This window comes from Mesorhizobium sp. WSM1386 (assembly GCF_055901595.1).
This window is the reverse complement of record NZ_CM148373.1, coordinates 3408070-3433551: the sequence shown is the minus strand read 5'-3', so window position 1 is coordinate 3433551 and position 25482 is coordinate 3408070. Positions and strand designations below refer to the sequence as shown.

29 protein-coding genes, 1 other RNA gene and 1 pseudogene are annotated in these 25482 nt (G+C 63.7%); 10 read left to right on the top strand and 21 right to left on the bottom strand.

Features of this window, described 5'->3' with window-relative positions:
* Positions 1-39: 39 nt before the first annotated feature.
* From AC0NIH_RS16870 to tmpA, 3 genes are read right to left on the bottom strand one after another with little or no spacing between them, the layout of a single operon-like run.
* Entirely contained in the window at positions 40-237 is a 198-nt protein-coding gene (locus AC0NIH_RS16870) for a hypothetical protein (protein ID WP_023779131.1), read from the bottom strand.
* A 29-nt stretch (positions 238-266) separates the two neighbouring features.
* Positions 267-851, bottom strand: coding sequence for a (R)-1-hydroxy-2-trimethylaminoethylphosphonate oxygenase (tmpB, locus tag AC0NIH_RS16865; protein WP_473461974.1), 585 nt, complete (start codon positions 849-851; stop codon positions 267-269).
* Complete coding sequence (gene tmpA / locus AC0NIH_RS16860) at positions 848-1999, bottom strand: 2-trimethylaminoethylphosphonate dioxygenase (RefSeq protein WP_473461976.1); 1152 nt, start codon at positions 1997-1999, stop codon at positions 848-850. Before tmpA ends, tmpB begins: the two co-directional genes overlap by 4 nt.
* Before the next feature lie 118 nt (positions 2000-2117).
* Between tmpA and AC0NIH_RS16855 the strand changes: the two genes are divergently transcribed.
* Positions 2118-3005, top strand: a complete 888-nt coding sequence (locus tag AC0NIH_RS16855; RefSeq protein WP_473461978.1) for a LysR family transcriptional regulator — start codon at positions 2118-2120, stop codon at positions 3003-3005.
* Here the strand turns inward: AC0NIH_RS16855 and AC0NIH_RS16850 are convergent, their stop codons facing one another.
* Genes AC0NIH_RS16850 through AC0NIH_RS16840 form a run of 3 tightly spaced genes read right to left on the bottom strand, consistent with a single transcriptional unit; the run spans position 3006 to position 4468 of the window.
* A complete protein-coding gene (locus AC0NIH_RS16850; RefSeq protein WP_473461981.1) occupies positions 3006-3539 on the bottom strand; it encodes a GNAT family N-acetyltransferase in 534 nt (177 codons plus the stop codon).
* A 52-nt stretch (positions 3540-3591) separates the two neighbouring features.
* On the bottom strand, positions 3592-3900 hold the full coding sequence (locus AC0NIH_RS16845; RefSeq protein ID WP_023765049.1) for a hypothetical protein: 309 nt from the start codon (positions 3898-3900) through the stop codon (positions 3592-3594).
* A 4-nt stretch (positions 3901-3904) separates the two neighbouring features.
* Positions 3905-4468 carry an XRE family transcriptional regulator gene (locus AC0NIH_RS16840; RefSeq protein ID WP_023765050.1) on the bottom strand — a complete coding sequence of 188 codons (564 nt, stop codon included), beginning with the start codon at positions 4466-4468 and terminating at the stop codon, positions 3905-3907.
* 167 nt (positions 4469-4635) lie between these two features.
* On the opposite strand from AC0NIH_RS16840, the gene AC0NIH_RS16835 reads away from it, so the two are divergent.
* Positions 4636-6471 carry an ATP-binding protein gene (locus AC0NIH_RS16835; protein WP_023765051.1) on the top strand — a complete coding sequence of 612 codons (1836 nt, stop codon included), beginning with the start codon at positions 4636-4638 and terminating at the stop codon, positions 6469-6471.
* A gap of 215 nt (positions 6472-6686) precedes the next feature.
* Here AC0NIH_RS16835 and AC0NIH_RS16830 read toward each other — a convergent pair whose 3' ends face one another.
* Together AC0NIH_RS16830 and miaA are read right to left on the bottom strand one after the other, a co-directional pair.
* The gene (locus AC0NIH_RS16830) at positions 6687-7478 is read right to left on the bottom strand and encodes a GGDEF domain-containing protein (RefSeq protein WP_023765052.1); all 792 of its coding nucleotides are present in this window, start codon (positions 7476-7478) and stop codon (positions 6687-6689) included.
* Positions 7479-7583: 105 nt separating this feature from the next.
* Complete coding sequence (gene miaA, locus AC0NIH_RS16825) at positions 7584-8549, bottom strand: tRNA (adenosine(37)-N6)-dimethylallyltransferase MiaA (protein ID WP_352708982.1); 966 nt, start codon at positions 8547-8549, stop codon at positions 7584-7586.
* Between miaA and serB the strand changes: the two genes are divergently transcribed.
* Together serB and AC0NIH_RS16815 are read left to right on the top strand one after the other, a co-directional pair.
* The gene (serB, locus tag AC0NIH_RS16820; protein WP_287272350.1) at positions 8539-9426 is read left to right on the top strand and encodes a phosphoserine phosphatase SerB; all 888 of its coding nucleotides are present in this window, start codon (positions 8539-8541) and stop codon (positions 9424-9426) included. The genes miaA and serB overlap by 11 nt on opposite strands.
* Entirely contained in the window at positions 9423-9995 is a 573-nt protein-coding gene (locus AC0NIH_RS16815) for a GNAT family N-acetyltransferase (protein ID WP_473461986.1), read from the top strand. Before serB ends, AC0NIH_RS16815 begins: the two co-directional genes overlap by 4 nt.
* A 29-nt stretch (positions 9996-10024) precedes the next feature.
* Here the strand turns inward: AC0NIH_RS16815 and AC0NIH_RS16810 are convergent, their stop codons facing one another.
* The 6 genes from AC0NIH_RS16810 to AC0NIH_RS16785 all read right to left on the bottom strand — a co-directional run bounded on the left by AC0NIH_RS16810 (position 10025) and on the right by AC0NIH_RS16785 (position 15651).
* On the bottom strand, positions 10025-11542 hold the full coding sequence (locus AC0NIH_RS16810; RefSeq protein WP_023779121.1) for a DegQ family serine endoprotease: 1518 nt from the start codon (positions 11540-11542) through the stop codon (positions 10025-10027).
* A gap of 150 nt (positions 11543-11692) precedes the next feature.
* Positions 11693-11881, bottom strand: a complete 189-nt coding sequence (locus tag AC0NIH_RS16805; RefSeq protein ID WP_013894746.1) for a DUF2065 domain-containing protein — start codon at positions 11879-11881, stop codon at positions 11693-11695.
* Positions 11882-11888: 7 nt separating this feature from the next.
* Positions 11889-12833, bottom strand: a complete 945-nt coding sequence (gene hflC, locus AC0NIH_RS16800) for a protease modulator HflC (RefSeq protein ID WP_023765057.1) — start codon at positions 12831-12833, stop codon at positions 11889-11891.
* Positions 12833-13948, bottom strand: coding sequence for an FtsH protease activity modulator HflK (hflK, locus tag AC0NIH_RS16795; protein WP_287272347.1), 1116 nt, complete (start codon positions 13946-13948; stop codon positions 12833-12835). Before hflK ends, hflC begins: the two co-directional genes overlap by 1 nt.
* A gap of 168 nt (positions 13949-14116) precedes the next feature.
* A complete protein-coding gene (locus AC0NIH_RS16790) occupies positions 14117-14635 on the bottom strand; it encodes a dihydrofolate reductase (RefSeq protein WP_023779120.1) in 519 nt (172 codons plus the stop codon).
* Entirely contained in the window at positions 14635-15651 is a 1017-nt protein-coding gene (locus tag AC0NIH_RS16785; RefSeq protein ID WP_473461991.1) for a DUF4424 domain-containing protein, read from the bottom strand. Before AC0NIH_RS16785 ends, AC0NIH_RS16790 begins: the two co-directional genes overlap by 1 nt.
* 131 nt (positions 15652-15782) lie before the next feature.
* Here AC0NIH_RS16785 and cobF point away from each other — a divergent pair, with 131 nt between their 5' ends.
* Positions 15783-16547 carry a precorrin-6A synthase (deacetylating) gene (gene cobF / locus AC0NIH_RS16780; protein ID WP_023779118.1) on the top strand — a complete coding sequence of 255 codons (765 nt, stop codon included), beginning with the start codon at positions 15783-15785 and terminating at the stop codon, positions 16545-16547.
* A gap of 88 nt (positions 16548-16635) precedes the next feature.
* On the opposite strand, the gene AC0NIH_RS16775 is transcribed toward cobF, so the two are convergent.
* The 4 genes from AC0NIH_RS16775 to modA all read right to left on the bottom strand — a co-directional run bounded on the left by AC0NIH_RS16775 (position 16636) and on the right by modA (position 19721).
* Positions 16636-16977 carry a winged helix-turn-helix domain-containing protein gene (locus tag AC0NIH_RS16775; protein ID WP_023765062.1) on the bottom strand — a complete coding sequence of 114 codons (342 nt, stop codon included), beginning with the start codon at positions 16975-16977 and terminating at the stop codon, positions 16636-16638.
* Between the two features lie 109 nt (positions 16978-17086).
* Positions 17087-18199, bottom strand: a complete 1113-nt coding sequence (gene modC, locus AC0NIH_RS16770) for a molybdenum ABC transporter ATP-binding protein (RefSeq protein ID WP_473461993.1) — start codon at positions 18197-18199, stop codon at positions 17087-17089.
* Positions 18196-18900 carry a molybdate ABC transporter permease subunit gene (modB, locus tag AC0NIH_RS16765; RefSeq protein WP_287272342.1) on the bottom strand — a complete coding sequence of 235 codons (705 nt, stop codon included), beginning with the start codon at positions 18898-18900 and terminating at the stop codon, positions 18196-18198. Before modB ends, modC begins: the two co-directional genes overlap by 4 nt.
* 26 nt (positions 18901-18926) lie before the next feature.
* Entirely contained in the window at positions 18927-19721 is a 795-nt protein-coding gene (modA, locus tag AC0NIH_RS16760; protein ID WP_473461995.1) for a molybdate ABC transporter substrate-binding protein, read from the bottom strand.
* A 116-nt stretch (positions 19722-19837) separates the two neighbouring features.
* On the opposite strand from modA, the pseudogene AC0NIH_RS16755 reads away from it, so the two are divergent.
* Positions 19838-19963: pseudogene (locus tag AC0NIH_RS16755) on the top strand (TOBE domain-containing protein); the annotation flags it as partial.
* A gap of 9 nt (positions 19964-19972) precedes the next feature.
* Here AC0NIH_RS16755 and AC0NIH_RS16750 read toward each other — a convergent pair.
* Complete coding sequence (locus tag AC0NIH_RS16750) at positions 19973-20767, bottom strand: thymidylate synthase (protein ID WP_473461998.1); 795 nt, start codon at positions 20765-20767, stop codon at positions 19973-19975.
* Positions 20768-21126: 359 nt separating this feature from the next.
* Complete coding sequence (locus tag AC0NIH_RS16745; RefSeq protein ID WP_023765070.1) at positions 21127-21438, bottom strand: DUF2853 family protein; 312 nt, start codon at positions 21436-21438, stop codon at positions 21127-21129.
* A gap of 169 nt (positions 21439-21607) precedes the next feature.
* On the opposite strand from AC0NIH_RS16745, the gene ssrA reads away from it, so the two are divergent.
* Positions 21608-21968, top strand: a transfer-messenger RNA (tmRNA) gene (gene ssrA / locus AC0NIH_RS16740).
* 131 nt (positions 21969-22099) lie between these two features.
* Positions 22100-22651, top strand: a complete 552-nt coding sequence (locus AC0NIH_RS16735; RefSeq protein ID WP_473462000.1) for an AAA family ATPase — start codon at positions 22100-22102, stop codon at positions 22649-22651.
* Positions 22652-22695: 44 nt separating this feature from the next.
* Here AC0NIH_RS16735 and AC0NIH_RS16730 read toward each other — a convergent pair whose 3' ends face one another.
* Positions 22696-23901, bottom strand: coding sequence for a multidrug effflux MFS transporter (locus tag AC0NIH_RS16730; protein WP_473462001.1), 1206 nt, complete (start codon positions 23899-23901; stop codon positions 22696-22698).
* A gap of 188 nt (positions 23902-24089) precedes the next feature.
* Between AC0NIH_RS16730 and AC0NIH_RS16725 the strand changes: the two genes are divergently transcribed.
* The gene (locus AC0NIH_RS16725; protein WP_473462004.1) at positions 24090-24779 is read left to right on the top strand and encodes a TetR/AcrR family transcriptional regulator C-terminal domain-containing protein; all 690 of its coding nucleotides are present in this window, start codon (positions 24090-24092) and stop codon (positions 24777-24779) included.
* 149 nt (positions 24780-24928) lie between these two features.
* Positions 24929-25468, top strand: coding sequence for an SspB family protein (locus tag AC0NIH_RS16720; RefSeq protein WP_473462006.1), 540 nt, complete (start codon positions 24929-24931; stop codon positions 25466-25468).
* Positions 25469-25482 lie beyond the last annotated feature (14 nt).

Sequence of the window (25482 nt, the reverse complement as noted above, 5' to 3'; positions counted from 1 at the left end):
GAATCTCCGCGCGGCATGTTCGCCGCGCGGGCCTTCGTTTCAGCCGCGCAACGTCACGCCGCTCGCCTTGGCCCAGCGCTCGATAACCTTGCGCTCGTCGGGCAAGGCGGGGCGGGCCGGCCGGGCCGCCCCCGCGATCGATCGGCGATGCGGTGGGGCGGCGCCAGTCAGGCGATCGCGGCACGCATCCGGCCGGTATGCGGCGACCGCATTGTCGCCGTCGAAGCAGAAACACATGGGCGATCTCCTCCGGGTGACTGGTTGCGTCAGGCGCGGTTGGCGAAGTCGCGCACGACGCGCTGCAGCAACGGCACATAATCGCGAAACGCCCGCGTCTTCATGTCGGCGACCTTGCCGCCCTCGTCCCAGATGCGAACCCGAACCGCTTCCTCATGGAACGGGTTCTTGCGGAACTCGGCCACCTCGTCGGCGTTCATCGGTCCGCCCTGCAGCGACAGCGTATGAACCGAAGCCGGCGACAGCTTGGAGAAATAGGTCGGGTCGGTGGCGCAGAGATAGCGCTTGGCCGCCACATGCAGCCTGACGCATTCGACGACGACAGGCGGAAAGAACGGCGCCAGCACCTCGCCGCCGGCTTCGTCATGGTGCTTGTCCTCGACATCCTCGGGCGAGTAGGTGCCGAACTCGCTGGTGTAGTGGCCGATGTCGTGCAGCAGCGCGGCCGCCACCAGCACCTCGGGCGCACCGTCCTGCTCCGCCAGCCATGCCCCCTGCAGCATATGCTCGGACATCGTCACCGGCTCGCCCAGATAGGATTCCGCACCCCGGCGCTCGAAAATGTCGGCGATGAATTCGACGATGTTGTCCGCGTTCAAATCCCGGCCGCTCATTCCGCGGCCTCCTTGAAACCTTGCTCGATCGCGGCGAGCGTCGACAACAGACCGTCCTTGTCGGCGTAGCACCCTTGCAGCCAGCGCTTGCCGGTGCCCGAAAACGCCTTGCGGGCATGCATGACGCGCGTGTTGTCGACGATGAAGGCCTGGCCGGGCTCGAGCTTGAAGGTAACTTCGAAGGACGGATCCTCGATCAGCTCGGCGAACCGGCGATAGGCGGCGTAGTAGGCCTCCATCTCGGCGAAGGGGACGTCGACGGTCGGCGCCAGCGAGCGGTTGTTGAAGCGGATGCAGATCAGTTCGCCATCGGGACCGAGCTCGATCATCGGACGCTTGGCCTGCAGCCGCACGCCCGACGAGCCGGCATATTCGAAACGCGCCGGGCATGCACTCAGCAGCCGGAAGCCTTCCGGGTTCTCGGCCTGCAAGGCAGCCGCGACGGCAAAACCGTCGACAACGCTCGATTCGCCGCCCTCCACCGTATTCTCGATGCAGGACAGGATCTGCAGCGTCGGCACCGGATCGCGATAGGGATTGTCGGTGTGTGCCTGGAGGCCGAGATTGGTGTAGGCAAGATTGTTCGGATTGACCTCGGCGCGCACCTCGAACCAGCGGCCGTAATTGGTTTCCCTGATGTAGCCGAACAGGTCGGACACTTTGCAAAGGGCTCCGGATTCGGCCGGCAGGCCGTCCATCACCGCAAAGCCATAGGTCCTCACCGCCGAAAGCCATTCCCGCAGGACACCGCGGCTGTGACTGGCTGCCGGGTAACTGGCGCGCGGCACCGAATTCTGCATCGTCGCTTTGGTCCAGCGCTCGATGATATCGCCCGTCCAGCCGGGCTGGCGGAGCTCATCGCGGTCATAGGCGTTGGCACTCAGCCATGGCGCGGGAAAGCTGACCGTTTTTCCTTCCGGCACGAAGCTGACCTCCAGCATGCCGGCCTTGATCGCCGCCGCGCCAATTCTCGTCTCGGCCGGAATGTCGAGAATAGTGATGAGGCGCTGGCCGTTGCCGGCGCTGCGAGTCTTGTCGTCGAGCGCGTTGTCGCGCAGCCAGATGGCGTGAAAGCGGGTGCGCCTCCCGTCCTTCCAGCCGAGTTCGATGGTTCTGCCTTCGTCGCCGACCAGCGCGTGGGTGAGCATGGAATCCGTCCTGTCCGCTACACCCCACGGTCCGATCCGCAGGGTTTCGATTGCATGTTCGGCCCATGAAAGGCATAACTCCAATTATCATTTTTTGGCCAAAGACCGTGGATAGCTAATGGCTCGAAAAACCATTCCCGCCTTGCCGCCGCTCGACTGGCTGCGCAGTTTCGAGGCCGCTGCGCGGCTGTCGAATTTCACGGCGGCGGCGGCCGAACTCGGACTGACCCAAGCGGCCGTCAGCCAGCACATCCGGTTTCTGGAGGAGCGGCTGAAGACCCGGCTGTTCTCGCGGCTGGCGCGAGGCGTCGCGCTGTCGCCGGAAGGTGCCGCCTACCTGCCTCACATCCAGTCGGCCTTCGCCACCATCTCCAGCAGCACGACCGAACTGTTCGAGCCGCGCGCCGTCCAGACCGTCTCGATCCGGGTGCCGATCTCCTTCGCCTTGCTGGTGCTGGTTCCGGCACTTCCCGATCTCGCCGGCGCACTGCCGCGCATCCAGCTCGATCTTGTGACGATCCATCGCCCGACCGACTACGATCTGCCGGGCTCCGCGCTGGACATCCGCTTCGGCAACGGCGCCTTTCCCGGGCGCGAGGCCGACAGGCTGACCGCCGAGCGGCTGGTGCCGGTGGCGGCTCCAGCCTTGGCCGCCGACGCCGACTGGACATCCCTGCCGCTGCTTCTGGTCGCCGGCGCACGCGAAATGTGGGCGGAATGGTTCGCTGCGGCCGGATTGGCCGGCCACCTCCAGCGATCGCACCGCTTCGACAGTTTCGTCGCCGCCATGGAAGCGGCGAGCGCCGGCGCCGGCGTGCTTTTGGGGTCGCGCCCTCTGATCGATGCGGCGCTCGACAGCGGAACGCTGGTCAGGCTCTCGGACTTCGAGCTTTCCAGCACCTCGGGGCATTTCCTGACAAAGGCATCGACCGCACGGCTCACCACCGCCGAGCGGGATTTCCGCACCTGGCTGCTGGGGCGCTTCTCCGGTGTGGCCTCGTCCTGACTATACCCCTACCCGTGTGCCGATACGCTTCCAGTAGATCAGCGTGCCGGTCAGGCCGCCATGCGGTTTCAGCGCATAGTCCGGGATTTCGCCGGCCAGGGTGAAACCAAGCTTCTCGTAGAGGCCCGCAGCGCCTTCCTCCGTCGCCGTATCCAGAACCAGCAGCGTGCGCCCCTTCTCGACGGCGACACGCTCCGCAGCCCGCATCAGGCTCGTCCCGATAGCCCTGCCCCGGTGTTCGACCGATGTCATCAGCTTGGCGATCTCGGCCCGGTGCGGCTGGTTGGGTGGGCAGTCGAGCAGCAGGGTGACGGTGCCGACCAGGGCCTTGCCGTCCCAGGCGCCAAGCACCGCCCTTTCCCCTTTTGCCGCCGCTGCCAGCGATCTCTCCCAGAATGCGGTCGCCGCTTCCGGCGCCAGCGGATGCATGAAGCTGACCGATCCGCCGGCGGCAACCGTTTCGACCAGCAGGTCAGTCAGCATCGACAGCGTGTCCGGACGTGCGCCGAGGGCTTCGATTTCTATGGAATTCATGCCTTCGATATCCTTTGGAAGCAGTGAAATGAGTGAAGCAAGCTTGCCCCGGTCAGCCCAGTTGGCGCACACGGCGCCGTTTGCGCGCGGCCTTGATGGCGCTGATGCGGTCGGTGTCTTCTTGCCCGAGATGGCGCCCGCGCTCCAGGATCTCGAGCGTGTATTCCTCATAGGTCAGGCCCAGCCGCTCGGCCTTGTCCATGCGCATCAGCATGACATCGCGGCTCGGCGCCTTCCATGCCTTGGCATGGGCCGCCTGCCAGGCGAGGAAGATGTAGGGATCGCCCTTGCCCCATGGCGGTCCTTTGTACTCATCGAGAGGCGGCCCCCCATTGTGGGAGCGCTTTGGCCGTCTTGCCATGATCTCAGCCCCTGACCAGCGCGACGAGATAGTCGGCGCCCGGCTCCAGCGCATGGAAGGTGCAGTCCGACGGCGCTCCGAGCGCCAGGCAATCGCCGGGCTCGAGCCGGTGCGCCACATCGCCCTCGACGAATTCCAACCGCCCGGAAATCAGCCATATCTGCTGTTTGATGAAGGCGTAGGATGCTGCCGGAAAGCTGACCTTGGCGCCCGCCGGCAGATGCACCTTGATCAGTTCGAGCGGCATGTCGCAGGCCGGTGAAAGATGCCGCCTGACATAGCCGGTATCGGGATCGCGCCACATAGGCTGGTCGCTCTCGCGCAGCAGCCCACCACCCTGCAATTCCGCCCGTGCGATCAAGGTCGACAGCGTCATGCCGAACGCCGCGGCGATCCGCACCAGAAGAGCCGCGGTCGGGCTGGTCTTGCCGCGCTCGATCGTGCTCAACATCGCCTTGGAAACCCCCGATCGCTCGGCAAGCTCCGCCAGCGACCAGTCGCGCATGACCCTCTCGGCGTGTATGCGCCTGCCGATAGTGGAGGAAATGTCGTTCGCTATATCATCCATTCGTCCAGTATAGCGAAATTCCAAGATTGGAGACAAGATGGGAGAAGAGCCATACCGCGACAATTTTAGCCGGATCTTTAATCCTCTCTACACCATCCGACCTCACCCGACCTTAACCCCGTTCCCTGTAGGGTCGATGCTCAAGGGAAATGGGGATTGTCCTGTCCATGTTTGTCGAACGCGAAGCTTCCGTCGGAGAACCGACATCGCAGGAGCGCCGCCACGCAGAGCAGAACGACAGGCGCATCCTTGGCAATGTCGTGCAATGCGACGGCGCCCGCGCCACCATCAGCGCCTTTGCCGACGAAGTCGACGGCGCGGTCACCGGCCTGTGGACGGTCGGCAAGATGATCTCGATCAATCTGGGCACGACGCGCACCGTTGGTCTCGTCTATGCGATCGGCAAGTCGGACCGCGCCTGGAACAATGAAGGCCAGAACGCCATCGAGGTCAGCATCGAGTTGATCGGCGAAGTGCGTGACGGCGCCGAGCCCGGCGCCAAGCCGATCTTCGACCGCGGCATCACCACCTATCCGCATATCGGCGCCGTCGCGCACCGCATCCGCAGCCGGGATCTGCAGGCGGTCTACGATCTGGCCGGGCGCCATTCCATCACCATCGGTTCGCTGTCGCAGGACGAGACGATCGCCGCCAACATCGCTATCGACGACACGCTGGCGCGCCACTTCGCCATCGTCGGCACCACCGGCGTCGGCAAGTCCACCGCAGTCTCGCTCCTGCTGCGCAAATCGATCGCGGCGCGGCCGGACCTGCGCATCCTGATCCTCGACCCGCACAACGAGTTCGCGGCATCGCTGCCCGAATATTGCGTCAGGGTCGATTCCAAGACGCTCGACCTGCCGTTCTGGATGTTCAAGCTTGAGGAGTTCGCCGAGGTGCTGTTTCGCGGGCGCGAGACGGTGCCGGAGGAGATCGACGCGCTGCGCGACCTCATTCCGCTCGCCAAGAACCTCTACCGCAACCCGAATTCGGGCGCCTACCTCAGGCGCGGCAACGATGCGCTGACCGCCGATACGCCGGTACCCTACCGCATCGCCGACCTGCTCAAGCAAATCGACGAGCGCACGGGCATGCTCGAAAGCAAGAACGAGCGCCCGACGCTCAAATCGTTGAAGACGCGCATCGAATCGGCGGCCGCCGATCCGCGCTACCGCTTCATGTTCAGTTCGCGCCTGATCGAGGACACCATCCACGAGACGATCGGCAACATCTTCCGCGTGCCGCATCATGGCCGGCCGGTGACCTGCTTCGAGATGGCCGGCATGCCCTCCGAAGTGGTCAATTCCGTCTGTTCGGTGCTGGCGCGCCTGGCTTTCGACCTTGCTTTGTGGAGCGAAGGCAAGCTGCAGCTCCTGCTGCTGTGCGAAGAGGCGCATCGCTACATGCCGGCCGATGCCCGCCTCGGCTTCGCGCCGACCAGGCACGCGCTGTCGCGCATCGCCAAGGAGGGCCGCAAATACGGTTGCTATCTCGGTGTCGTCACTCAGCGTCCGGGCGAACTCGACCCGACCATCCTGTCGCAATGCTCGACCTTCTTCGCCATGCGCCTCGCCAACGAGCAGGACCAGGCGATCATCCGTTCGGCCATCGCCGACTCGTCCGCCTCCACACTCGCCTTCCTGTCGTCCATGGGCCAGCGCGAAGCCATCGCCTTCGGCGAAGGCGTGGCGACAACCATGCGGCTGAAGTTCGAAAGACTGCCCGCCGAGTTGCTTCCAGGCGCTGCGAAGCGAGAGCAGCAGGAGGCAGCGAAATTAAACGACGACGTCGATCTGGTGGCGATCGTCGAGCGGCTGCGTAACGTGCCCAAGCCGCAGCCGCAAGGCATGCCGTTCGCCGAAGTGGTCGATTCCGGCAGGCAGGCAGGCGATCCCGACTACCGCAAGCCGCCGGCCACCACCCGCGTCCAATCGGACGACGATTTCGACATGCGCTACGGCCTCAAGCCCGCCACCTTCGGCCTGCGCCCTCAGAACGATTGAGCCTGGCGTCAAGTCCATCCGTCGATAGCTCCGAGCAACATCCAAGGGCCAGCTTCGTTGGCCAGCTTGGGCAAATCCCATCAGGGAATTCGTCAGGCTGAGTCCGGGTGGTGCTGTTTTCGAGAACCGGAGCGGAGCGGACATTCAGTCCGTGAGCACCGGAAGCGCAGAAAACAGCGGCAAACGGCCAGCCTCACGAATTCAATGATGGGATTTTAGGCGCAGACGCGGTTGCGGCCTTGCCTCTTCGCCTCATAGAGCTGGCGGTCGGCGCGGCGATAGAAACCTTCCGCCGTTTCCTGCCTGTCCCAGACGGCAAGGCCGACGCTGGTCGTGATCTTGAGCCGGACATTGCCTGTCAGCACCGACATGTTGGCGATCGCCTTGCGAATGCGCTCGGCAAACTTGCCCAGAAGCTCCGCGTCCATGTTGGGCGTAACCACGGCAAACTCCTCGCCGCCCAGTCGCGCCACCACGTCGTGGTAGCGTGTCATGTCCTTCAGGCAGCTGGCCACCGCCCTCAGCACCTCGTCGCCGACGTCGTGGCCGTGTGTGTCGTTGACCTGCTTGAAATGATCGAGGTCGAGGATCATCAGCCCGACCGGCTTTTCGATGCGCCTGAACTCTTCCAGATATTCCTTCAGCGCGTCATCGAAATAACGCCGGTTCTGCATCCCGGTCAGGCTGTCGGTCAGGGCCGCGTGCTCGAGCGTTTCGGAGCGCGCGCTGAGCGAAACCGTCATGGCGCGCAGCTTGCCCTCCTCCGTCGCCTGTTTGCGGATCAGCGGGTAGATGAAGAAGATGCCGAAAAACAGTGCGGTCGCAAGCAACACGCCGGTCGCGAACAAGAGCTTGTTGAGGTAGATGACCTTGTCCAGGCCCGAAGCCGTATGGAGTTCCGTGGCGAAGGATTGCAGTTGTCCATAGGCATGCAGCGTCACCAGGCCCGCGGCCAGGATCACGAAGATAAAGACGAAAAATGCTGATTCCGCCTTATGGAAACGCATCTGCTCCCCGATGGAAAAGTGCCCATCGACTTTATGGCACGGACCGACTTACGGAGCGTTAACTTGGACAACCTCGGCGGGAACTCTTTCCTTGGGGTCAACTTTTCAGGTTGTATTAGCAACAAGTGCTTGGATCGTGGTTTCGAGATCGTCACCAGGGCGCAATCTTTGCCATTCCGGCCCCAGTTGATGCCGGAACCAGGTCGCCTGTCGCTTGGCATATTGCCGGGTCGCGATCTTGGCGCGTTCGATCGCCTCGGGAAAACTGGATTGCCCGGCCATCGCGCCCTGCAGCTCACGAACGCCGATCGCCTTCATCGCCGGCAGGTCCGGATCGAGACGAAGGGCCGCAAGTTGCCTGACTTCCTCCAGCGCACCTTTGTCCAGCATCTGGTCGAAACGCCTTTCGATGCGATCGACCAGCATGGCCCGGTCGGGCTCGATGACCAGGAAATGCGCCGTCTGCCTGTCGATGAGCGGCCGGCCGCGCTCGGCTTGCCATTCCAGGATCGATCGGCCGGATGCGTCGAGCACCTCGAGCGCGCGCACGATGCGCTGGCTGTCGGTGGGCTTCAATTGCATGGCGGTTCTCGAATCCTCGCGCAGCAGGATGCCATGCAGCTTGACCGATCCCCGTTCCTTCAGCTCGTAGCGCCAACGGTCGCGCACCTGCTGGGGAATATCAGGCATGTCCGAAATGCCCTCTGCCAGCGCGCGGAAGTAAAGCCCTGTGCCGCCGACGAAGATCGGCCGCCGCGAGAGCGCGCCGTCATCGATCAGCTTCGTCACGTCGCGCAGCCATGCTCCCGTCGAGTAGGCGGTGCCGGGATGGACATGCCCATAGAGAAAATGCGGCGCCCGTGCGAGGTCGGCCGCCTCCGGCCTGGCGGTCAGCACGTCGAGAACCGAATAGCCTTGCATGGAATCGGTGTTGACGATGACGCCGCCCGTGCGTTCGGCCACGTCGAGCGCCAGTGCCGACTTGCCGCTGGCGGTCGGCCCGGCTATCAGGATCGCGTTCGTCACGCGGCCTTGGCCCGCACCCGCGCCGGAATTCTCGATGCCGCTCATTGCCACGCTTGTTTCCCGTCCCGCTGACCGCGCTCTGTCGCCGTCGCTTGCGAATATGGCCTCACGGTCGGTGGGCGCAAGCGCCGTCGTCTGGCTGGCCGAAGGGATTGCCTGCGATCTTGCCCTGCCGCAAGAAGCCGACGCCGCCGAAACGACCGCCGTCCTGCGCGCCGCGCTGGCCGCGGAGCCGGTCGACGTGATCGTCCAGCAGGCTGACGCAAGGCGAAAGAAGATCCTCATCGCCGACATGGATTCGACCATGATCGACCAGGAATGCATCGACGAACTGGCCGACGAGATCGGCGTCAAGGATCGTGTTGCCGTCATCACGGCGCGGTCGATGAATGGCGAGATCGCTTTCGAACCAGCGCTGCGCGAACGCGTGGCGCTGCTGAAGGGCCTCGAAGCCGCCGTGGTCGATCGCATCGTCACCAACCGGCTGACATTGGCCTCGGGCGGCCGCGCCCTTGTCCAGACCATGCGCGCCAACGGCGCCTGGACGGCGCTCGTGTCTGGCGGCTTCGAAGTCTTCACCACACGTATCGCGGCCATGCTTGGGTTCCAGGAGCACCGCGCCAACCGCTTGCTTGAACAGGACGGATGCTTCACCGGGCTGGTTGGCGAGCCGATCCTTGGCCGCGCCGCCAAGGCCGACGCGCTGCTCGAAATCACCGCCCGCCTCGGCCTGACGCCGGCTGATGCGATCGCTGTCGGCGATGGCGCCAACGATCTCGACATGATCCGCCTGGCCGGCACCGGTGTCGCGCTCCATGCCAAGCCGACCGTGGCGGCCCAGGCCAAGGTTCGCATCGACCATGGCGACCTGACCGCATTGCTCTATTTGCAGGGCTATCGCCAGGAAGAATTCGTGCAATGAAACCAATGCGAACCGAGCGCCTGATCCTGCGCAACTGGGAAGATCGCGACCGCGACCTGTTCCATCGCATCAACTCCGACGAACGGGTCATGGAGTTCTTCCCGTTCCGACGCGACCGCGCCCAGGCGGACGCCAAGATGGATGAGTTCCGCGCCTGGATCGCTGAGGATGGTTACGGTTTCGCGGCAGCCGAAATTGTCGCCACGGGCGAGTGCATCGGCTTTGTCGGCCTGCTCGACACCGATCATGTGCCGTCGCTGCCGGCCGGCACCGTCGAGATCGGCTGGCGGCTGGCGCCCGAATTCTGGGGCAAGGGCTATGTCACCGAGGCAGCCGAGGCGTGGCTGGCCTACGGCTTCGAGACGCTTGGCCTCGATGAAATCGTCTCATTCGCCGTCGCCGCCAACCGCCGCTCCACGGCGGTCATGGAACGTCTCGGCATGTCAGCCGATCCATCGGCCGATTTCGATCATCCCGACATTCCCGACAGCCACCCCGCACTCAAGCGGCATGTGCTCTACCGGCTTTCGCGCAAGGACTGGCAAGCAAGAAAAAAGGCGGCCGGTTAGCCGCCTTTTTGAATCGCCGGATTGAAATCTCAATCCATCCTGATCGTCACGAAGCGCAACTCTCCGGTCTTCGACGCCAGCATCAGCAGCGCGTTCTTGCGCCCCTGCTCCTTAAGGGCGCCGATCCGGTCCATGACGTCCTTGGGCGTAGCGACCGATTCCTGGGCGATCTCGGTGATCACCTCGCCGGGCTGGATGCCGCGCTCCGAGGCAGCCGAATCCTTGGCGACATCGGTGATGACGACGCCCGACACATCGGCCGCGATGCTGAACTTCTTGCGCGTCTCGTCATTGAGTTCGCCGACGGTCATGCCGAGCACGGAAGCCGTCGAGACGGCCGGAGCCTTGTCGCCCTTGTCCTGGTCGGTGTTGCCGCCTTCCTCGGCGCTGGCAGCTTTCTCGCCATCCTCGAGCCGGCCGAGCGTCACCTTCACGGTCTGCTCGACGCCCTTGCGCACGATCAGCACGTCGACCGCCTTGCCGACCGGGCTTTCGGCGACCACGCGCGGCAGGTCGCGCATTTCATGGATATCCTTGCCGTCGAACTTGAGGATGACGTCGCCGGCCTGGATGGTGCCGTTGTCGACAGGACCGCCCTTGATGACGCCGGCGACAAGCGCGCCCTTGGCGGTCGCCATGCCAAGGCTCTCGGCGATGTCGTCCGTCACCGGCTGGATGCGCACGCCAAGCCAGCCGCGCCGTGTCTCGCCATACTGGCGCAGTTGTTCGACAACGCCCGAGGCGAGCTGCGAGGGGATTGAGAAGCCGATGCCGATCGAGCCGCCGGACGGCGAAATGATTGCCGTGTTGATGCCGATGACCTCGCCGGCGCTGTTGAACAGCGGGCCGCCGGAATTGCCGCGATTGATCGCGGCGTCGGTCTGGATGAAATCGTCATAGGGACCGGAATTGATGTCGCGGTTGCGGGCCGAGACGATGCCGACGGTGACCGTGCCGCCAAGGCCGAACGGATTGCCGATCGCCATCACCCAGTCGCCGACGCGCATCTTGGTGGAATCGCCGAACTTCACCGCCGTCAGCTTGTGGCCTTTCGGATCGACCTTCAGCACCGCGACATCGGTCTTGGTGTCGGTGCCGACCAGCGTCGCCTTCAACGTGATGCCGTCGGAGAAATTGACCTCGATGTCGTCGGCGTCGGCGATCACATGGTTGTTGGTGACGACGATGCCCTGTTCGGCGTCGATGACGAAACCGGACCCCAGCGACTGCACTTTCTGCGCGCCATTGTCCTTGTCGCCGCCGCGGTTCTTGAAGAAATCGTCGAAGAAGTCCTGGAAGGGCGAGCCCTCGGGCAGCTGCGGCATCGGCACCGCGCCCGGACCTTCCGTGCCCTTCACCGTCTGCGAGGTCGAGATGTTGACCACCGCGCCGAGCAGTCCTTGCGCAAGGTCCGCCACCGAGGCCGGTCCGTCGGCGGCCAATGTCGGGGTCACGAAGGACGGGACAGCAACGGCGCCGACGAGAAGCGCCGCCGCGCCAGCGATGAACGTCCGCCGTGCCGCGCGCAAGAAGAGTGTGGATGTCATCGAGAAGCCTCCCGGCATGTCTGAAAAAGAAAGCGCAATGGCCAAGATACCGCGTTGCGCCATGTTGGCAAAAAATACGGCACGTTTGCGGCTATGACTGTCGGCAGAGGATAAATCCTCCATTATTCCGGAGACGAAAGCCGGCCGCTCTCATCCGCCGCGCACCAGCCAGACGATGCCGACACCGATGGCGATCGCCACCAGGCCGCCGATCCGCAACGCATTTTCCGGCATGGACAGCACCTCGCCCGCGAGCTTCCTCGCAAAGCCGGGGAAACCGCCATAGACCAGGCCCTCTATGACAAGGACCAGGCCTATCGCCGCGAAGAAATCCTGCACCGGCCCGTTACTGGCCGGTGCTGGGTTGTGTCGCCGGTGCGGCGGGCGCCGGTGCCGGGTTTGCCGGCCCTTCCTTACCGTCGGGATTGCGGAAGAAGCGGAAGAACTCGGAGCTCGGCGACAGCACCATCGTCGTCCCTGTGTTGTCCAGCGCGGTGCCATAGGCATTCATCGACCGGTAGAAATCGAAGAAGGCCGGGTCGCGCTGGTAAGCTCCCGCGAAGGTGGCGCTGCGCTGGGCTTCGCCCTCGCCGCGCAGGATCTCGGACTCCTTCTGCGCTTCGGCCACGATCTCGACGACCTCACGATCGGCGCGTGCCGTGATGCGCTGTGCCGCTTCGTTGCCGCGTGCCCGCAGCCTGGCGGCCTCGGCCAGCCGTTCCGCCTTCATGCGATCGTAGGTCTGCTGCGAAACCTCGGCCGTCAGGTCGGTACGGCGGATGCGGACATCCTCGATCTGCAGGCCAAGCGACGTGGCGTCGGGCCGGAGCTGATCGCGCACTTCGCGCATCATCACCGCACGCTGTTCCGAAAGCGCGGCCTCGAAGTCGCGCAGACCGTAGACGCGGCGCAAGGCAGCGTCGAGACGCGTCCTGAGCCGCGCTTCCGCCAGTTCGATCTGGCCGGACACGGCGGCACGGAAGACGCGCGGGTCCGAGATGCGATAGGCGATGAAGGCATCAACTTCGTAGAACTTGCCGCCCGACACCTGGACGCGGATGTTGTCCAGGTCGAAGCGCAGCACCCTGTTCTCGATCAGTTGCACCGTGTCGGCGTCGAAGAACGAGAACGGCGCCTTGAAATAGATGCCGGGTTCGCTCTTGACGTCGACGATCTCGCCGAACCTCAACACCAGCGCCTGCTGGCGGGCATTGACCACGAAGACAGAGGAATAGATCAGGAAGAGGATGACCGCCGCGACGACGGCGACGATGGGAAGACGGTTGGCCATCACTGGTTCCCTCCCGTGCTCGCGGCAGGCGCGGCCGGTGCCGGCGGCTTTGGCTGCAGTGCCGGCAGCGGCAGATAGGGCACGACACCTTGTCCGTTGCCCTGCTCGACGATGACCTTGCTCGAGTCCTTCAGAACCCTCTCCATGGTTTCAAGATAAAGGCGTTTGCGGGTGACGTCGGGCGCTTTGACATATTCGTCATAGACCGAGATGAAGCGCTGGGCCTCACCTTCGGCTTCCTGCACGACCCTGTTCTTGTAGGCGGCCGCGTCTTCGCGAACCTGTGCCGCCTCACCGCGCGCCTGGCCAAGCTTCTGGTTGGAATACTGATTGGCCTGCTCGACGAACTTGTCCTCGTCCTGCTCGGCACGCTGCACCTCGTCGAAGGCGTCGGCCACTTCGCGTGGCGGTGCCGCATCCTCTATCGAGACGGCGTTGACGTTGAGACCGGCCTTGTAGCCGTCCAGCGTCGTCTGGATGATTTCGCGCACCGACGCCGCTATGCCCTGGCGGTCGTCGCGGAAGATGTCTTGTGCCGGCCTGCGGCCAACGGCTTCGCGCATAGCGCTTTCGGCGACCTGCCGCAGCATGCCGTCAGGGTCGGAGACGTCGAACAGATAGGCCCGGGGATCGGACACCTGATAGGCCACCGAAAACTGCACGTTGACGATGTTCTGGTCGCCCGAAAGCATCAGGCCGTTGCCGCTGGTGTTGCCGCCGCCAATGTCGACGAGCTGCTCGGAAATCTTTGCCGTCTCGACGGTTTCAAGCGGCCACCAGTGAAAATGCAGGCCGGGCTGGGAGAGTTCAGGCTTCGGCTTGCCGAAGCGCAGTTCGACCGCGACCTCGTCCGGCTGAACGGTATAGACCGCCTGGAACGCCCAGAGAACGACAAGTACAGCGGCGATCAGCCCGAACACGGCCGGGCTGGCGCCGCCTCCGCCGGGCAGCGCGCGCCGCAGCCTGTCCTGGCCGCGGCGGATGATGTCTTCGAGGTCGGGAGGCGAGCCCTGCGGGCCGCTCGGTCCCTTTGGCCCCTGCCCCCAGGGTCCCTGATTGTTGCCGCCGCCGCCCCACGGGCCGCCGCCTCCGCCACTCTTGTCGTTCCAGGGCATGAATGTCCTTTCGCTTGGAATTCCCTCAAGCGCCGGAGTTACGGCGCAAATCCAGTGTTGTTCTTCTATAGGGACGCCACGGCACGCTTTCAACGCGATGCGCCGCCGACTTCGTCCGATTTGGACCCGTCGCGACCCTTTGTCGTCTTTCAATGCCCTTTTTGTCTATCAATGTATCTCGCGGCGGCGCTCGTAAACCGAATAGCGCGTCGCGTGGCTGTCCTTTTCCCCGGCGGGAACCTCCTGCGCACTCACCATACGCCAGGATTTCGGGTCGATCGGCGGAAAATGCGCGTCGCCATCGACCGTGGCCAGAACATGGGTGACGTGCAGCCGGTCGGCCAGTGGCAGTGCCTGGGCATAGATCTCGCCGCCGCCGATGACGCAGACCTCGTCCACGCCGGTCATGCAGCGTCCGCGCACATTCGCCAGCTGGATCGCGGCTTCCAGCGTATGCGCCACCTCGACGCCCTCGGCGCGCCAGGCCTTGTCACGCGTGACGACGATGTTCAGCCTGCCCGGCAGGGGCCGGCCGATGCCTTCAAAGGTCTTGCGGCCCATGATGATGGGCTTGCCCATCGTGTCGGCCTTGAACCGCTTGAGATCGGTGGAGAGCCGCCAGGGCAGCCCGCCATTCCGGCCGATCACGCCATTCTCGGCGATGGCAACGTAGATCGCGACATGCATCAGTTCGCGTCCCCGCCGCTGCTGTCCGACGGTTCGAGCAGGAGGATGTCGATGTCGCGCTCGGGATAGAAATCGTCAGCGGTCATCTCGAAGCTCGTCGGCCCAACCTTTTTGACATTGTCGCCGCAGAACGAGACCAGCGCCTTCGGGTTGCCTTTGTCGATGGTCAGTTTGAACTTGCCGATGGTGCCCGCCGCCCAGTTGCCGCCCGTGGTCAGGATATAGGCGATGCGGCTTTCATAATATCTCGGGTAGCCGTCGGGGCTGTCCTTCGCGGCTTTCCGCACCGCTTTCTCGAACGTGTCGTCCATGCAGTAGCGGGTCTTGTAGGCCGCATATGCGCCCTGGAACTGGCCCTCGTTGAAAAAACTGACCGAAGAGGTGCCGCCGACGCTCGGCTTGTAGCGGTGCGCGACATGAACGTCCTTGTTGGCGGGAAACGTCGAGCGCCACCAATAGGTCGAGCGCAGCTGCCAGAACGGCGCATAACTGGACTTCATACCGCTCCCGTCATCGGCGGTGTCCTCGATGATGATGCCGCGATTGACCCAATCGTCGGCCACCGCTTGCGGCAGCTTCGCCAGGGCCGCCTTGGCCGCGTCGCCGAACGGATTGAACGGCACATTCTGCGCCTTCAAATCGGCGCTGATGTCGATGCCGAGCGCGAACACCTTCTGCTCGAGCTGCGGCTTTGCCGCGACACCGTCGATCGTCACCTCGAAGCCGAGGAAGTTGTCGCTCTGGTTCTCGGGAATGGCCGGCATCTCTTCGGGATTGCCGGAAATGTCGGGCATCGGGAAGGCGACGATCGCATCGACATCCTTGTCGGTGTTGTTGTGGAAGACGTAGTCGACCGTCACCTTTTCGGGCGAGATGAAGAGATCCTCGCTTTGCATCGCCACGGCGTCGCTGCGCGACAGGATCAGGCCGCCGGTGCCGAGTTCGGCGACGGAATCATTGGCGAATGCGGGCACGGTCGAGAAGGCCAGCACCGCGCTCAGCATATATCGCAACATGAAAGCTCCCTCGGCGAGAATGTCGCGATGACCCTAGCCGTTTCAACGTGGCGTTTCAAAGCCCTTCCATATCCCATGACCGCGCCACGGTGTCTGGACTAACAGGCTCCGATCGGGCAGGAGTTCGCTTCATGCGCACGCTTCTCGTCATCGGCATCGGCGCCGGCAATCCCGACCACATGACTGTGCAGGCCATAACCGGCTTGAACAGGGCGGACGTCCTGTTTATTCCCGACAAGGGCGCGAAGAAAAACGAACTCGCCGACCTGCGGCGCGGGATCTGCGACCGCTTCGTCACCAATCCGAAATCGCGCCGCGTCGAGTTCGACGTGCCGGTGCGCGCCGAGCCTGCGCCCTCCTACCGCTCGACCGTCGACGACTGGCACGAAGCCATCGCCGCCATCTACGAAGCCCTGATCCGTGACGAGATCGCCGAAGGCGGCTGCGGCGCCTTCCTGATCTGGGGCGATCCGTCGCTCTACGATAGCGCCTTGCGCATTCTCGAGCGCGTGCGGCTGAGGGGCAATGTCGCCTTCGAACTGGAGGTCATCCCCGGCATCACCGCCATCCAGGCGCTGGCGGCCAGCCACAAGATGGCGCTGAACCGCATTGGCGATTCCATCCTGGTCACCACCGGCCGCAGGCTTACCGAAGAGGGCCTGGCCGGCAATGCCGGCAGCACCGTCGTCATGCTGGACGGCAAATGCGCCTTCAACACGCTGACCGACCAGGATGTCACCATCCATTGGGGCGCCTATCTCGGCACGCCGGACGAGATCCTCATTTCAGGCCGCCTCCGCGATGTCGGCGCCAGGATCGAACAGACCCGCGAGGAAGCCCGCCGGAAAAAGGGCTGGATCATGGATACGTATCTGCTGCGCAAGCCAGGCGAATAGGAAGGCAATAAGGCAGTAGGGCAGTAGGGCAGTAGGTGAAGGATTTTTTGTGCTGGAAAAAACAGCTACGAATTACTGCCCTACTGCCCTACCCCGCATCGATCTCCGCCTGCAATGCCTCCATATGCGTCGCTGCCGCCGCGGCCGCTGCGCGCTCGATGGCGCGGAAGCGGCTGACCACCGCCAGGCCGACCGCCGTCAGTTGCGCGCCGCCGCCCTTGCGGCCGCCGGTCTGTGCCGAAACCAGCGGCTTGCCGAACACGCGGTTCATGTCCTCGACCAGGTCCCAAGCATGCTTGTAGGACATCTCCATGCCGCGCGCGGCGGCCGAAATCGAGCCGAAGGAGGCGATCTGCTCCAGCAGCTCGATCTTGCCCGGCCCAATTCGCCCGTCCGGATCGAGATTTATCCGCAAGCTCAACGACGGCATCTTTGCTCCTCCGCAATCACCCAGCCTTGCTATCAAAGTTGCCTCGACGTCAAAGCAGCCTTGGCGATACCGTTATTCCAAATCAACATAGCGCCAATGGCGGCGCCTGTCAGCCATCGACCTCGAACGGCAAACCGGCGCTGGTGTTGGCCCGATCGAAGCTCACCGTCTTGACCACCGCGAAAACGTTGCCGCCCAGCCGCAGCTTCAGCGCCTGCCGCGACTGCTCGGTGATGCGGGCAAGCACCGTTGCGCCATTGCAGTCGATACCGACCTCGACCGCGGGCCCCTCGCCCGGGCTGATCGCCACGATCGTTCCGGGCAGGATGTTGAGCGCGCTAAGGCCCTTGGGTTGCTCGGTGGCGATCATGACGTCGCGGGCGCGGATGCGGATGCGCACCGGCGCTCCCGCCCTCACGGCCAATCGCGGCACGCGGATCTCGCCGGCGGCCGAGCCGAGCACGGTCATGCCGAAAGCCTCGTCATGGCGCAGCACCTTCGTGTCGAGCACGGCGCCGCCCTCGCCGCGCTCTTCCGCCGGCAGCAGGTCGAGCCTTTGCATGACGGCCTCGGTCGGGCCGCTGGCAACGACCTTGCCTTGCGCCATCGTCACCACATCGCTGGCCAGCCGCGCCACTTCGGCGATCGAATGGCTGACATAGACGATCGGGATCTTCGTCTCGTCGCGCAGCCGTTCGATATAGGGCAGGATATCGGCCTTGCGCGCCTCGTCCAGCGAGGCCAGCGGCTCATCCATGAGCAGCAGCCTGGGGCTGGCCAGCAGCGCCCGGCCGATCGCCACGCGCTGTCTCTCGCCGCCCGACAGCTTTGCCGGCCGCCTGTCCAGAAGCGGAGCGATGCCGAGCAGGTCGACAACCGCGTCCATGTCGGCATAGCGCTCCCCGGCCGGCGTGAACCAGCGGCCATAACGCAGATTGCCGCCCACGCTCATATGCGGAAACAGCCGCGCATCCTGGAACACCATGCCGATGCGGCGCCTGTGCCTCGGCACGAAAATGCCGGCATTCGTGTCGACCAGCACGCGGCCGTCGACCTCGATGCGCCCCTTGCCGGGCCGGATCAGCCCGGCGATCATATTGATCAGCGTCGTCTTGCCCGAACCGGACGGGCCGAACAGTGCCGTCAGCCGCCCGGCGCTCTCGAAGCGGGCGTCGATGGCGAAATCGCCAAGCCGGTGGCCGATGTCGACGAGGACGCTCATTCGATATCCATCCGCCGCCCGACGCGCCGCGCCAGCACTTCCGAGGCGACGAGCGCCGCCATCGAGATGACGATCGAGATCAGCGTCAGCCGCAGTGCCCCTTCATCGCCACCGGGCACCTGGGTGAAGGTGTAGATCGCCGACGGCAGCGTCTGCGTCTCGTTGGGGATGTTGGAGACGAAGGTGATCGTCGCGCCGAACTCGCCCATCGCCTTGGCGAAGGAGAGGATCGCGCCGGCGATCAGCCCGGGCAGGATCAGCGGCAGCGTGATGGTGGCGAACACCCACAGAGGATTGGCGCCGAGCGTTCCCGCCGCCGCCTCGATTCTGCGGTCCACCGCTTCGATCGACAGTCGGATCGCCCGCACCATCAGGGGAAAGCCCATGACGCCGCAGGCAAGAGCCGCACCCGTCCAGCGGAAGGAGAAAACAATGCCGAAATGCTCGGCCAGGAAGGCGCCGGCCGGCCCGCGTTTGCCGAAAGTCAGCAGCAGCAGATAACCGGTCACCACTGGCGGCAGGATCAGCGGCAGGTGCACCAGCCCGTTGAGCAGCGTCTTGCCCCAGAATTTTCCCCGCGCAAGCACAAACGCGATCAATATGCCGGGCGGGAGGCTGGCGAGCATCGCCACCGTCGCCACCTTGATCGACAGCCGGACCGCATTCCATTCGTCGGGAGTGAGGTCCAGCAGCCAGTTCATATTGCGATATCAGGGCCTTTTCAGAGTCAGTTGCTCGGCGTGAGCACGGTAAAGCCCTGCTCCTTGAAGAGCGCGCCGGCCTTGGCGGATTGCAGGCACTTCAGGAAGGCCATCGTATCCTTGTCCTTCGAATCGGCGGTCTGGGCAACCGGATAGACGATCGGCGGATGCGAATCCTCCGGGAAGGTGCCGACCACCTTGACGCCCTTTTCGGCATGCGCGTCGGTGGCATAGACGATGCCGAAAGCCGCTTCGCCGGTCGAAACCAGCTTCAGCGCCGCACGCACATTCTCGGCCTGCGCCACTTTGCCTTCGACCGAAGACCAGACGCCGAGCGATTCCAGTGCCGCCTTGCCATATTTGCCGGCCGGCACTGCCTTGACGTCACCCATGGCGAGCTTGCCGTCGCCCACCAGCCTGGCGAGGTCAAACCCCTTCTCGATCTTTGCTTTAGCAGTCGAATCTTTCGGCGCCACCAGCACGATCTCGTTGCCGAGCAGCTTCACTTCGGTGTCGGGCTTGATCAGCTTCTTGTCGGAGAGATATTTCATCCAATCGAGGTCGGCCGAGATGAAGACATCTGCCGGCGCCCCGCTCTCGATCTGCTTGGCCAGCGCCGAGCTTGCGGCATAAGAGACGGTCGCGGCCTCGCCGACATCGGCTTCGCAGGCCTTGTTCACCGCGTCGAGCGCGTCCTTGAGGCTGGCGGCCGCAAACACCACGACCTTGTCTTCCGCGTACGCCACCGGCACCGCCGCCATCAACGCCGCCGCAAAACCGCCAATGGCGATCACCCTCAACCCGAGACCTTTGCGCTTCATCGAAACTCTCCCTGGTTTGAAATCCGTGCGGCTCGATGCCTGCCAACCGATATATCCGCATGAATATAACAAGGGAAGGCCCAGCAGCTTGTGAAACCCCTTTGCGGCACCGATTGATTGGCGGCGGCGCCATCGTCACCGCCTCGATCACCAACGAGGCCGTTGCCGACCTGAAGCTCGAAAAAGGCAGGCAGGCCTACGCCGTGGTCAAGGCCTCGGACGTGATGATCGGAGTAGATTGAAGCCGCGGTTCAGACCGCGATCGGCGCCTTGATCGACGCGTCGGCGACGTAGTTTTCCAGCCGAAAATCCTCGAAGCGGAAGGCGAACAGGTCCTTCACCTCTGGGTTGATCCACATCGTCGGCAGCGCCCTCGGCGTGCGCCGCAACTGCTCGCGCGCCTGCTCGAAATGGTTGGAGTAGAGATGCGCGTCACCCAGCGTGTGGACGAAATCGCCCGGCTTCAGCCCGGTCACCTGCGCCACCATCAGCGTCAGCAAGGCGTAGGACGCGATGTTGAAGGGAACACCGAGGAAGATATCGGCGGAGCGCTGATAGAGTTGGCAGGAAAGCCGTCCCTCCGACACGTAGAACTGGAACAGGCAGTGGCACGGCGGCAGCGCCATGGCTTCCACCTCGGCCGGATTCCAGGCTGAGACGATCAGCCGCCGCGATTGAGGATTGCGGCGTATCTCCTTCAAAAGATTCGCGATCTGGTCGATCGAGCCGCCATGGCCGTCCGGCCAGGAGCGCCATTGCTTGCCATAGACCGGACCGAGGTCGCCATTCTCGTCGGCCCATTCGTCCCAGATGGAAACGCCGTTGTCAGTCAGGTATTTGATATTGGTGTCGCCGGCCAGGAACCACAGCAGTTCATGGATGATCGACTTCAGGTGCAGCTTCTTGGTGGTGGTGACCGGGAAGCCGCGCGCCAGATCGAAACGCATCTGGTAGCCGAAGACGGAACGCGTGCCGGTGCCCGTGCGGTCGCCGCGGTCGGCGCCGTTTTCCAGCACATGCTGCAAGAGGTCGAGATACTGGCGCATCGGTTCCGGCTCGATTCGAGAGTGCAGGCATTATAGCTGCCGGGCAGGCGGTCGAACACATTAAAACGCTGCAAGCGTTGCTTGCACCACCATTCTTCCCCAGCGTTTGCGCCGCCCCTCATTGCCCTACCGGGCATTTCTCCCCGTATAGTGACGGGGAGAAAGGTGCTGGCCGCAACGCTGGCGCCCTACTTGCAACGCTCGAGATTGGCGAAAATGTCAAAGACAGCGCCCTTCTCCCCGTCACTATACGGGGAGAAGGTGGCGGCAGCCAGATGAGGGGCGGCGCTGACGCCTGGTGAAGTGAAGGTCAACCTGAACCGACTGCCCAGCCCCGCGTCAGCCAGTTGGTGCGATCGTCAGAGCGAGCCGAGCTTGCCCAGATCCTTGGCCACCAGATAATAGAAGGTCACGCGGCTCTTGGTGTTGTCCGCCTGCATTGCCGTGCAGGTCTTCTGGATCGCGGCGTCGGCTTTGGCGGCATCGCTGACGCCGAGTTTCTTGGCCGCCCAGCTCTCCCGGACGCGTTCGAGTTCCTTCGGGTCCGTACAGGACACCAGCGAGGAATCGCGGTTTCTCAGCGCGATGCCGAGGTGCTTGACGATCTTTTCGACCGCTTCGGCACTGGCACCGGCGTCATACTTCTTCACATCCGCAAGATAGTCGGCCATCAAAATTCCCCTCGTCGGCGCCACCGATCCGATCGATGAGGGCTGTGGCGCGCTTCGCAACTGGTGCGCTCGGTCGATAACTCCTCACCGCGGCAAAGCTTCGGTTGAGACCGTGTCCAAGTCAACCCTAAGGCGTGGCGATTTGACATGAGCGACAAAGCACCATTGCGCCCTTTCATTTCTGGCGTCAGCCCCCTATATTCGGTTTGTCGGCTTGACCGACTATGGCGATAAATGGGCGATGAAATAAGCCGTTCGGACCCGGGGGCGGTACCCGGCGCCTCCACCAAAAGCCGCTGTTAAGGACAGAGCGGTTTTTGCTGGGGGCGAAATAGGATCGACGAAGGTGTAAAGATCGTACTTTTGCCCGGCATTGTACCACCGTCATCGGGCTAAACTTATAGTTGCCAACGACAACTATGCGGAAGCACGTCTCGCTGCTTAATGCAGTGCGATAGCTTCAAATCAAGCCCTAGGGGTTCGCACTTCTAGGCGGGGTTCGGAGGTACCTGGCAACAGAAACCTCCACTTCTCCCCCTCTTTGACATCGGCCCCTCTCTCGACATCCGAGATGTGCAACGGCAGCTTCGCTGCCCGGTCCTTCGCTCGATTTGCGGCCGCGAAGCCGCCGCGTTGCGTGTCTCCTTTCCAAGGTCAAAAAATGCAGGACGATTCCGATCGATTCTTCGTGCTGACCGGCGGTCCCGGTTCCGGCAAGACCACGCTGATCGAAGCCTTGCGCCAGGCAGGCTACGCGACATCGGTCGAGGCCGGGCGTGGCGTCATCCGCGACCAATCGGCCATCGGTGGATCCGCCCTGCCCTGGCACGATCGCGCCCTGTTCGCCGAACTGATGCTGTCATGGGAGATGTGCTCATATCGGCACGCGATCGAACGGAAGGGGCCAGTGTTCTTCGATCGCGGCGTACCCGACACGCTTGGCTATCTCCGGCTGAGCGGCTTGCCGGTGCCAGAGCACGTCAGCGCCGCCGCCAAGCACGTCCGCTACAATCCACGCGTCTTCCTCGCTCCGCCTTGGCCGGAAATCTTCGCGCAGGATCAAGAGCGCAAGCAGACGTTCGATGAGGCCGAGCGCACCTATCATGCGCTGGTCGGCGTCTACGGGGAATTGGGTTATGAACTGGTTCCGCTGCCCCTGGCGCCGGTCGAAGCGCGGCTGCGCTTCGTATTGGCCGAGACAGGATTGGTATGAAAAAAGGCCGGGAAAACCCGGCCTTTTCAGCTGCTTGCGCCTGCCTATTCGGCCGGCGCTTCGACCGCCTCGCGCGATCGGCCGAGCGTGACCTTGGCCAGCGTGAAGGAAATCACAGCACACAGCGTGATGCCGGCGACCATCGGCAGCGGCGTGCCGTCGAAGAACACGCCGGCGACGCCCATGGCGAGCGCGCCGATGGCAAAGTGCAGCGTGCCCATCAGAGCCGACGCCGTGCCCGCGATCTCGCCATGCTCTTCCATGGCCAGCACCGACGTGGTCGGGATGACCAGGCCGAGGAAGCCGTAACCGACGAACAGCAGTGCCGCCATCACGTCGAGCCGGTCGATGCCCGTCGCCATCACCGCGAACAGCACCACCATCGTCGTCGCATAGCCGGTCACCGCGACACGCACCACGCGCCGCAGCCCGAACCGCTCGGCCAGCAATCCCGTCAGCTGCGACATGCCGATGAAGGCCACCGCGTTGATCGAGAAGAACACACTGTAGACCGAAGGCGACAGCCCGTAATGGTCGATCAGGATGAAGGACGAGCTCGACAGATAGACGAAGAAGCTCGCAATGCCGAAGCCGGCGATCGCCACCAGGCCAAGGAAGTTGCGGTCACCCATCAGGAAGCGGTAGCCGGCAAGCGCGGTTCCGAAGGAGGAACCAACGCGTTCCTCCGCCGGCCGCGTCTCCTTGAGCGAGGTCGCGAGCAGGATCGTGGCAAGGACTGCCGCGCCGGTTACCGTCCAGAATACGGCGCGCCAGCCGAAACTCTCGATGATCTGGCTGCCGGTCAGCGGCGCCAGGATCGGCGACACCGAAAACACCAGCATCAACAGCGACATCAGCTTGGCGGCCTCATTGCCGGTGTGCAGGTCGCGCACGATGGCGCGCGGCACGGCCATGCCGGCGCTGGCGCCAAGCCCTTGCAGGAAGCGGAAGGCGATCAGCCACTCGATGGTCGGCGCCATGGCCGAGCCGATACCACCGACCATGAACAGCGCAAGGCCGCCATAGAGCGGCAGCTTGCGGCCGACCATGTCGGAGATCGGCCCGACGACGATCTGGCCGAAGCCCATCGACAGGAAGAAGATCAGCAGGCTCATCTGCACGGCAGCCGTGCCGGCATGCAAATCCTCGCCGATCGACGGCAGGGCCGGAAGATACATGTCGATCGCGAACGGGCCGATGGCGGACAACAGGCCAAGCACGACCGCGATGCGGAGGAATTTGGGACTCATGATATTGGCTTCTTTCGAATCTGGTTGCCGCCGCTGGGCGACGTCTAACCCTAGGACGTTCCATCCCGTGAGATTCCGACTCTCCAAGAGCGAATTTCTTCGCCCCCCAGGAGTGAAATCCCTTTGTATCGTGTCCACAAATTTAGACACTCTTGTCTAAATCGTCAATCACCTCTATATAGATTTTCATGAGACTGGGCGTTTCTCCTGACACTTTCCCGCCACGCGGCCATGAGGCCAAGCGCATATCGATCGTCGATGCCGCTGCGGGCGTGTTTTGCCGCGAGGGTTTCGCAGGCGCCAATATCGACCTGATCTCCGCCGAGGCCGGCGTGTCGCGGCAAACCGTCTACAATCACCATGGCGACAAGGAAAAGCTGTTCATGGCGGTGGTGCGCGACCTCACCGAGCGCTGTAACGCCGGCATCTTTGCCACCATTGCCACCTTTCCCGACCAGCCCGGCGATCTCGAAGCGGACCTGATCGGCTTTGCCGTGCGCCTGAACCAGAATTGCATCTGCAACCGCGACGGAAAATTCCTGCGCAAGCTGATCCAGACCGAAGGCGAGCGCTACCCGGAACTTTTCGCCGAGTGGCGCGAACAGGGACCGGGCAGGACATGGCCGGCGATTGCCGCCCGCTTCGCCCGCCTCGCCTATGGCGGATACCTCACGATCGAGGATCCCGACGTGGCGGCGCGCCAGTTCCTTGGCCTCGTCAACGCCGAACTGCAGACGACGTTCATGCTTGGCGGCACGCCGGGCGAAGACGAGGTCGTGCAATCGGCGACGAATGGCGTGCGCACCTTCCTGCGCGCTTTCGGCAAGCGCCCTTCCCCGACCGGCGTCAAGAAGCACACTGCGCTGGCTAACGCCTGACATTTTGCGATTGCCGCGAAGAGCCGGCTTGCCGATCAAATCGTTGGCAATAGTCCTCGCTTAGACGCGGCGGCGGTCTATATGCGGTTTACGCCGCGCTCAAGCTTGATTACAGCTATGCGGACGATTCAACGGAACCCGACCACCACATGGCCGACGACCATATCCGCTACGACATTCTGGCCCAGGAGGCGTTGCGCGGCGTCATGCGCAAGGTCCTGGCCGAGGTCGCGCGCACCGGCCTCCCCGGCAACCATCATTTCTTCATCACCTTCCTGACCGGCGCGCCCGGCGTACGCGTATCGTCGCGCCTGCGCGAGCGCTATCCCGAGCAGATGACCATCGTCATCCAGTTCCAGTATTGGGACCTGAAGGTGACCGACACAGGTTTCGAGGTTGGCCTGTCCTTCTCCGATGTTCCGGAGAAACTCGAAATCCCGTTCTCCGCCGTGCGCGGCTTCTACGATCCATCGGTCAACTTCGAGCTCGAATTCGACGTCAAGACCGAAGGGGCGGCGACCGAGGAACCGGAAGACCAGGCCACGCCCGAACCGCTGACCATCGTCTCCGAGAAAAAGACCAAAGCCGAGAAGAAGGCGGCCGCCGATCCGGAGAAGAAGCCGGCCGCGGCCGACGCCGCCACCAAGGGCGCCGAAGTGGTTTCGCTCGACGCTTTCCGCAAGAAATAAGCCCACGGTTCGCG